3 protein-coding genes are annotated in these 8,808 nt (G+C 57.0%); 1 reads left to right on the top strand and 2 read right to left on the bottom strand.

The annotated features are described in order from the left end of the window. Nucleotides 1-20: 20 nt before the first annotated feature. On the bottom strand, nucleotides 21-1,145 hold the full coding sequence (locus tag MESCI2_RS0124220) for an IS630 family transposase (RefSeq protein WP_027038787.1): 1,125 nt from the start codon (nucleotides 1,143-1,145) through the stop codon (nucleotides 21-23). A gap of 45 nt (nucleotides 1,146-1,190) precedes the next feature. Here MESCI2_RS0124220 and MESCI2_RS1000000137325 point away from each other — a divergent pair, with 45 nt between their 5' ends. Next, nucleotides 1,191-1,496 carry a LexA family protein gene (locus MESCI2_RS1000000137325; protein ID WP_032901297.1) on the top strand — a complete coding sequence of 102 codons (306 nt, stop codon included), beginning with the start codon at nucleotides 1,191-1,193 and terminating at the stop codon, nucleotides 1,494-1,496. Here MESCI2_RS1000000137325 and MESCI2_RS01000000135375 read toward each other — a convergent pair. Beyond that, nucleotides 1,493-8,560, bottom strand: a complete 7,068-nt coding sequence (locus tag MESCI2_RS01000000135375) for a hybrid non-ribosomal peptide synthetase/type I polyketide synthase (protein WP_081738878.1) — start codon at nucleotides 8,558-8,560, stop codon at nucleotides 1,493-1,495. The genes MESCI2_RS1000000137325 and MESCI2_RS01000000135375 overlap by 4 nt on opposite strands. Nucleotides 8,561-8,808: the final 248 nt, after the last annotated feature.

Raw genomic sequence — 8,808 nt, 5'->3', positions numbered from 1 at the left:
CTAGTACCTCTGCACAGAGATTATGACTCTTTGACGGTTGGCTTTGGGTAGGCCTTGGCCATTTTGAGGCGGGCCTGTTGGGTTGAGAACATCCAGTTGATGCGGGCGCCACTGGCGTTTCGTTGGTGTTGCCAGGCGGCGACCTCGGCGACGAGGCTATCGCGGCTTTCGATGCGACGGTCGAGGCACTGGCTGCGCAGGACGCTGATCTCGATCTCGACCATGTTGAGCCAGCTGGCGTGCTTGGGCGTGTAGTGAAACTCCAGCCGTCGCAGGATGCGTCGCGCCTGTGATGGCGGCAGGGCCTGATAGAGCGCGGCGGGCGAGTGGGTCGACAGATTGTCGAGGACGACCCGGATGCGCTCGGCCTCGGGATAATGGATGTCGACGAGGTCGCGCATGCAGTGGGCAAAGTCGTCGGCCGCGCGCCGCTCGGTGACCTTCACCTTGCGCCATGAGCGGTGCGCGTCGAGGAAGACGAACAGGTTGGCGGTGCCGTTGCGCTTGTACTCGCAGTCATAGCGCTCCAGCCTGCCCGGTGCGGCTGGGATGGGCTGGCGCACTTCGCCTATGAGCTGGGTCGGGCTTTCGTCGAAGCACACGACCGGCCGCGCCGGATCGGGTGTCTCGGCATAGAGGTCGAGCACATCCTCCATGCGCGCGACATACTCGGCGTTGACCTTGGGAATGCACCACATGTCCTTGCGCCACGGCTTGAGATCGTTCTCGGCCAAGCGCCGGCGCACTGTCTCGCGCGACAGTTGCTCATGCTCGGTCAGCTTGACGAACGCGTCGGCCAGCAGCTCCAGTGTCCAGCGGGCCCGCCCGGGCGGCGGGTTGGAGCAGGCGGTGGCCACCAGCAAGGCTTCCTCCTTGCCGCTCAGCTTGCGCTCCGCGCCGGGGCGCGGCTCTTCGCTGAGCGCCGCCTCCAGACCCATCTCCACGAAACGGCGCTTGGTGCGGTAGACCGTGGAGCCGCCGACCACCACCGTCGTCGCAATGGTCTCGTCGCTGTGGCTGGCATCGGCGGCGAGCAGGATCTGTGCCCGCTTGAGCTTGCGCGCCGGATGCTTGCCGCTGCGCAGTATGCTCATGAGTTCGTCGCGTTCGGGTTGGTCGAGATCGACGCGATAGCGTATATTCATCCGGATGGCCTCCTTCGGGTGCGGAGGTTCCGGATGAATCGACAAATGAATCAATTGCTTGACCGACAGCCGCCTGCCCGACCCCGATTCACCGACAAACAGGGGCAGTATCTCGCCTTCATCTGGGCTTACATGCAGGTCAACCGCCAGCCGCCGGCCGAACGCGACATGCAACGCTTCTTCGGCGTCACCGCGCCTTCCGTCCATCAGATGGTGCTCACCCTCGAGCGTGCCGGATTGATCCGCAGACAGCCTGGTGTTGCACGAAGCATCGAACTGCTCGTCGAACCCGATAGCCTACCCAGGTTGCAACCCATCGAACCTGTCAAATCCTCTGTGCAGAGCTACTAGTCGTTTCGATCGAGAAAGTTAGCAAGTATCTTCGCAAGGGCGTTCACATGCGGCGGAGCGACCATCGTGTAATGGTTACCTGGAACCTCGTGAATTTCCAGGCCGCCCCGCGCGAACTGCTTCCACCCAAGATCGCCATCAGGTAGATTGGAGGAGGCGCGCAGGCCCTTCTTGGCCGCAAAAAGAATGGCCCTGCTGTCGTTGGGCCGAGGTGTATAATCACGCAGCGCAATTCTATTTGCCTCGGCAATCGTCAGGATATGATCGAGCTGTGTGTCGCTCATTTTTGGGACATGGCCAGCTTGCCTTCCGAAATCGTGTAAGGCCATCACCTGACGCTCACGTTTGATCGATTTCAGCTTTCGCCAATGTTTTTTGAGCGCGGGAAAAAGGACGCTCATTGTGATCGCTTGCTCGCTTAGCCAATCAGGAATGGGGTTGTTGCCGAGCAGGCGATGATACCGGCCGCTTGCGACTTCTTCATGCTTGTGAAGCGCTTTAGCATCGAGCAGTGCAAGGGTTGCTACCTCGTCACCAGCATCGCGCAATTGACAGGCCATTTCCCAAGCAATGCTGCCGCCCATAGACAAGCCCGCGAGCTGATAAGGGCCGCGTGGCTGAACGCATTTGATGGCTTCAACATATTCCCGCGCCATCTCCGGAATGCTCAGGTGAGGCTTTGCCTCACCGTTCAAACCGCGTGCCTGGAGACCGAAGAGCGGCTGTTTCGCGCCCAGTGCTTCAGCAAGAGGGGTATAGAAGAGCACATGCCCGCCAAAAGGGTGTGGGCAAAAAAGAGGCGTCCACGAACCGCCGGTTTGTATTGGCACCAATGCGCTCGGACGTGAGCTTCCGCGGGTCTTCGAGAGGGCCATCGCGAGTTCTCTCGGTGTCTGCTGCTCCCACAGCCGAGAAACGGCCAATCTCTCTCCCGTAAGCTGCTCGATGCGATCGATTACGCTCAAAGCACTTAATGAATCGCCTCCAAGATCAAAGAAGCTGTCGGTCAGGGCAACGTCATCCAAACCCAAAATGTCCCGATAGACTTCCGCAATTTGGCGGCCCAAAGCTGCTTTGTCAGATGTCTCAACCGCGATCGGACCGCGCGCTTCTTCGTTGCCACCCGAGCAAGCGACCGATAGCGCCGCCGTATTACGTCGATTCAAATCCGCATTTCGTTCCCGCTGCTTGGCGGCGGCCGCATCGAGCCAATAACGCTTCCGGTCAAAAGGATAAGGTGGGAGGGGAGTGCGCTGCGGGAGCTTCTGGTGGTGCAGGCAAGACCAATCAATGCGAACGCCGCAGGTCCAAAGCTTGCCCACCATCTGCAACAGCTTCGCGTGATCACCTTTCCCATGATCGTCTCCTGGCATGGCTGGAAAGCTGATGGGGCTGCGCAGGTCGCTTTTTGACTTGAACTGTTTTGAATGTCTGGTCAGGGCTGTGCCAGGCCCCATCTCAACGAATAACTGATAGCCCGATTGCATCAGGCGATCGAAAGCCTGATGAAACTGCACCGTCTCGCGCAGATTGCGGACCCAATAGCTGCCATCAGGCGGCACGTCCGCCGCAAGCCAGTCACCCAGCACAGTCGACATGAAAGGCATTTGCGGCGCATGTAACTCGACTTGCTCGGCATGGAGCCTAAACTCTTGCAGGATTGGATCAAGCATGGACGAATGCACAGCATGACTTGCATGTATTCGTTTGCTCGCAATGGATCCAGCCCCCAATAGCTTTTGAAACGCCGCGATCTCGGATGCGGGCCCCGAAACGAGGCACCGACGCGGCCCGTTTATGGCGGCCAACGACAGGCGTTCATCCCAATATGGCTGGAGTTCTTCCGGCGACAGATGGACTGCAACAATCCCGCCGGCAGGCACATGCGACGTTAACTGCCCTCTTTTCATTGTCAGGCGGATGGCATCGGGTAGCGAGATGATGCCCGCAATATGAGCGGCTGCAAATTCTCCGATGCTGTGGCCGATCACAGCTGCAGGGAAAATGCCCCACGAGATGAAGAGCTTCGCCATTGCATATTGCGTAGCGAAGATGACGGGCTGCATGACGACTTCCAGCTGGGGCTCAAACTCGCCATTGGATTTGCCTTTCCTGTAGAGCAGAGCGCGAAAATCGACATGTGCGAGCTCGCTAAGCCACTTTGCGCATTCGTCGATGGCGCTGCGGAATACCGGCTCTTGTTCATATAGCTCCCGACCCATTCCAATCTGCTGCCCACCTTGGCCGGAGAACATGAACACGACGCGGGGTTCACTGCTTGAGACCTCTCGCGTCATGCCCGCCTGCAGTGCCGCCTTGTCGATTTGGTCGGCTAGTTCCACCGGATCGGATCCGACAAAACTTGCGCGATATCTCAGAGCGGCTCGACCCTGTTGCAGCGTGTATGCGATATTTGCTGCGCTGTGCTGAACATCGCTTCGGCGCATAAAGCCGGCCAGTTGCCGCAGCATTTCGGTCATTGCCGACCTGCTCGCCGCCGATACCGGAAACACGTGCGGCCTGCGACTGGCGTGCTCGCCGGTTCGCGGCGGAGCCTCCTCGAGAATCGCGTGCGCGTTCGTGCCACCAATTCCAAATGAGCTAACCCCGCCGCGTCTTGGCGCATCACCTTTGGACCAAGCGGTGCGGGTCTTGTTTACGAGTACCGGGCTATCCTGAAAGTCAATGTTTGGATTAGGTGTATCGAAATGTAGGCTAGCGGGAATGACCTCCTTGTTCAGCATCGTGGCAACCTTGATCAATCCCGTTACACCCGCTGCGGCGTCTAAGTGGCCTATATTTGTTTTTACCGAACCTATTGCACAGAATTGTTTTTTTGCGGTCTGCGTACGAAAGGCCTTGGTCAGGCCAGAGATTTCGATGGGGTCTCCAAGATAGGTTCCCGTACCATGCGCCTCCACATAACCAATGGTGTCCGCAGAGACATCAGCATCGGTGAGGGCGGCTTGAATCACCGCAGCCTGTCCGTCGGCGCTGGGGGCGGTGAACCCTATCTTGGCGGCGCCGTCATTGTTGATGGCGGTCCCCTTTATGACTGCCCAGATATAGTCACCGTCTCTACAGGCATCGCTGAGCCGCTTGAGCACGACGGCTGCTGCTCCGCTGCCTCTCACCGTTCCTTGTGCTTTAGTATCGAACGCACGGCAGTGGCCGTCGGGCGACAAGATATGGCCTTCTTGATGCAGATAGCCTTTTCCATGGGGCAAGGAAATCGATGCGCCGCCTGCCAGCGCCATATCGCACTCATTGCTGCGCAGACTCTGGCAAGCGAGGTGAACAGCAACTAACGAAGTGGAGCAGGCCGTCTGAACTGACACGCAGGGACCGGTCAAGTTGAGCTTATAGGCGATGCGCGTCGTCGTGAAATCGCTGCCATTGAGAATGCGGATCTGTAACTTCTCTGAATCGAGCAGGTCACGGCCTAGTTCGCGGTCAGCGAGATAGTGGTTCGCCCCCACGCCAGCAAAGACACCGACACGGTCTCCTGCCCTCTCGCGCGCTCCGTATCCCGCATGGTCGAGCGCCTGATATACCGTTTCCAGCAGGATTCGCTGTTGCGGGTCCATCCACACTGCTTCCTTAGGCGAGATGCCGAAAAACGCCGCGTCAAACAGATCAACTCCGCTGATAACGGCTTCGCGCCTTACATAATTAGGGGTGCGCAAAGTGTGAGGGTCGACGCCAGCTTCTCGCAACGTCTGTTCATCCAAGTCTGTGATGGACTCTATGCCATTGACCAGGTTGTTCCAGAATTGATCGACGTTCTCCGCCCCCGGGAACCTGCCCGCCATACCAATGATCGCAACAGCATTGCGGTCCAGTTTGGGCTCCATTCGGCTTCCGGCAGAACCAATTGTGTTCTTAAACGCTTCAGCTGCGGGAGGGGCTGCTTGAGTTGAGGCCAAATGCGCAGCGAGCGTTCTTATGGTGGGGTGCTCGAAAAGTTCCAAAATCTTGCAATCAATGCCCAGACGATCTTGGATACGCGCCTGAACCTGAACGACAGCCAGGGAATGTCCGCCAACATCGAAGAAATTGTCCTCAACGTCGACGGTGTCCAGCTTCAGCAAGTCCTTCCAGATCTCGGCTACTTCCGTCTGCAACCTACCGGTGGGAAAAGTTGCGGCCTTAAATTTCGAGACGTTTCTCGGCTCGGGAAGAGCGCGCCGATCGATCTTGCCGCTACGATTGGTTGGTAGCTGCGGGAGGAACACGAAGTGTGAAGGAACCATATAACTAGGCAGCGCGGCGCGCAGAAAAGACTGAAGTTCATCGGTATCCTTCGAACTGTCACGTCGCCTCGCCACGTAGGCGGTCAGGCTCGCATTTTCATCGGAACTGCCTCTCAGCATAACGCAGCAAGCCCTGACGTTTTCGTGCTCCATCAGGCACTGCTCGATCTCGGCAAGCTCGACCCGCATGCCACGAATCTTGATCTGTCCGTCTTTCCGGCCCAAGAACTCAATCATGCCATCTGACCGATACCGGGCGCGATCCCCAGTTCTGTAAAGCCGGGATTGCGGATTGGCATCAAACGGGTTCGGTCGGAAAGCCTCCCGCGTGAGTTCATCGTGATTGATGTAGCCGCGTGCTATACCGACGCCCCCGATGCAAAGCTGTCCGATTGCGCCAACCGGTGCCGGATTGCCATAGCGATCTAGAATATAAGCATGAGTATTGATGGCGGGGCGCCCAATGGGTGGCCTTTGCTCCCCAGCCTTAACTTCGGTCCTTATGCAATAAACGGTCGTTTCGGTAGGGCCATAGGAATTGAAGATGCGGCACTTCTCACCCCATCGCTCAATGAGGCTCGACGGCAAGGGCTCTCCACCTGACTTGATCACCGTGAGATCAGGAAGGTCAGTCGACGGCAAGGAGGTCCACGCTGTCGGCGTAAGACCGGCAGCGGTAATGCGCTCACGGCGCATGAACTCGGCAAGCTCTGCTCCAGGCAGCGACGCTGATGGGGGCGCCAAGCACAATCGACCACCAGATGATAAGGCCAGCATGAAATCAAACAGCGATGCATCAAATCCGCAGGAAGCGAACTGCAATACCCGGCAATCTGGCCCCAACTGATAAGTGCGTCTTAGATCCTCCGTCATGTTGCAGGCGCTGCGATGTTCAACCATCACGCCTTTCGGCTGACCCGTTGAACCGGACGTATAGATCACGTAAGCCAAATCGGAGGGGCCGGCGAGACAGTGCGGAGGCGTGACTTCATGCAGAGCAATTTTGGTGCAGTCCCTGTCGAGGAGAACCACCGCGTATCCATTTGCACCTTCAATGTTTAGCCCTGACAGGTCTTTCCCGAACGTCTGTTCCTTAAGTTCCGTCATGCTTATCACTGCAGTGGCGCCAGCATCCCGCAGCATGAAGCGCAGACGCCCGGCTGGGAGTCGCGGATCGAGAGGAAGGTAGACGGCCCCCACCTTCAAGATTGCTAGAAAGCCGACAATGAGATCGCACGAACGCTCAACGAGAATGCCGACGACGTCTCTAAGGCGGACACCTTTTAAAATTAGATGACGGGCAAGCCTGTTTGCCCTTTGCTCTAGTACGGCATAGCTGAGTGTCTCCGATGGGCAGCTGACAGCGATATTGTCTGGGTAAGCGGCAGCCTGCGCTTCGATCAGGTTGTGCAAGCAAATGTCGGACGGGAAAACTGCACTTGTGTCGTTCAAACCGTGAAGAAGATGGTGCTCTTCCTCTTGCGTCAGAAGACGATAGTCGCCTATCCGTCGCTCTGGCTCAGCTGCGATCGCCTCAAGGAGCAAACAATAGTGCTTCGCCAGCCGCTCGATAGTGCTGCGATTCCACAAATCCGCATTGTATACGATGTTAAGGCGGACGCTGTCTTTACCAGCGAGGATACGAAAATCAAGATCGATCCAGGTATCGGTCTCGCAAAGTCGGATTTGTGCAGGCAAGCCGGATAGATCGACGCCGCATGGCGTGAAGCCGAGAGAACTCACCGCCTCCGGAGTGAAGTTGAAGACTGCTTGCGCGAGCGGATTGCCGGGTGCGGCAGGTAGCTTGAGCTTCTCCAACAGTAGTGGAAGAGGAAAGTACTCGTGACTGCGCGCGCATCGCATGAGGTGACGCACCTGATGCAAATGGTCGAGGAAAATGGGATTTCCGGAAAGATTCTGCCGGAGGGCCCCTAGGGTCACAAAGTAGCCGAAGGTTTCCGAAAAATTTCCTGCCGGACGACCGAGGCGTGGCACGTAGACGGTGATATCGTCCTGCTCGCCATAACGATGCAGCAGGACGTAATAGGTAGCAAGCAGGACTGTAGCGAGCGTAACTTTTTCCTTGTGCGCCAATCGCTTCAAGCGCGCGATCAGTGGCATCTCAATATCTAGAGAGAAAACTGACCCAGTGTGCGTGGCCAGCGCCGCCCGTGGTCTGTCAGTCGGAATGGCGAGGTCAGGCTCATGATCGACAAATTGGCCGCGCCAGTAGGCCCACATCCGTTTTCCGTCGTCGCCGGCAAGGAGGCTCTCCTGCCAGGCTACGAAGTCCCCGTAAGAAGCCGCCGTGGCCAGACCCGGCATGTCCGCGTTGTCGCAACACGCCTGGTAGAGCCTGCCGAACTCGCGCAGGAAGGTGCGAATACTGTAGCCGTCGGAAATGATGTGATGGAAATTGAGGAGGAGAATCTCCTCCGCGGCACTGCGGATGAATAGGTGAGCGCGAACCATCGGCCCATGTTCCAGATCGAAAGGCGAGCGGGCCTCTGCCGCAATAGATTGATGGAACTCCACCTCTTCGACTCCTGGCAGCCGAATTACATGAAAGCTTAGACAGGCTGTCCGATGAATGCGTTGAACGACGTGCTCGCCCTCCTGGTGGAAGGTCGTGCGCAGCATTTCATGGCGGTCGATCAATGATTGGAGCGCGCGTCGCAAGGCATCAATGTCGAACGGTGCCTTAACGCGCAGTTCGACTGGCAGGTTGTATTCACTACCCGTGGGTCTTCGTTGATGATGCAACCAGAGGCCCAATTGGCCATGCGAGAGCGGACGCGTGATCGAATCCATTGCTTTCCCCAACAACTTCCTATTGTGCGGAGAACGATACAGGATCTTTTCGAGAATAATATTACCGTTTCGTTAATTCTCGCAGAGCAAATTTTAATAATTATAAACATATGAGTGATTTATCAAGGAAATGAAAAAGAGAAATGTAATAAAAGAAAAGAATTGTTATCGCAAACTCAACTTATATTTAACATATATTTATCCCGTCGTGGTTCTGTCTGTGTATAATCTCCGCACATCGGTGACGA

This window comes from Mesorhizobium ciceri WSM4083 (assembly GCF_000519305.1).
In the GTDB taxonomy this organism is placed as follows: domain Bacteria; phylum Pseudomonadota; class Alphaproteobacteria; order Rhizobiales; family Rhizobiaceae; genus Mesorhizobium; species Mesorhizobium ciceri_B.
Note: the sequence above shows the minus strand (reverse complement) of the source record. Positions and strands in the feature narration are given on the sequence as shown.

Bases quoted from the DNA above. Each gene is read 5' to 3' on its own strand.
- MESCI2_RS0124220 (WP_027038787.1), bottom strand. From the start codon at position 1,145: ATGAATATACGCTATCGCGTCGATCTCGACCAACCCGAACGCGACGAA.
- MESCI2_RS1000000137325 (WP_032901297.1), top strand. From the start codon at position 1,191: ATGAATCAATTGCTTGACCGACAGCCGCCTGCCCGACCCCGATTCACC.
- MESCI2_RS01000000135375 (WP_081738878.1), bottom strand. From the start codon at position 8,560: ATGGATTCGATCACGCGTCCGCTCTCGCATGGCCAATTGGGCCTCTGG.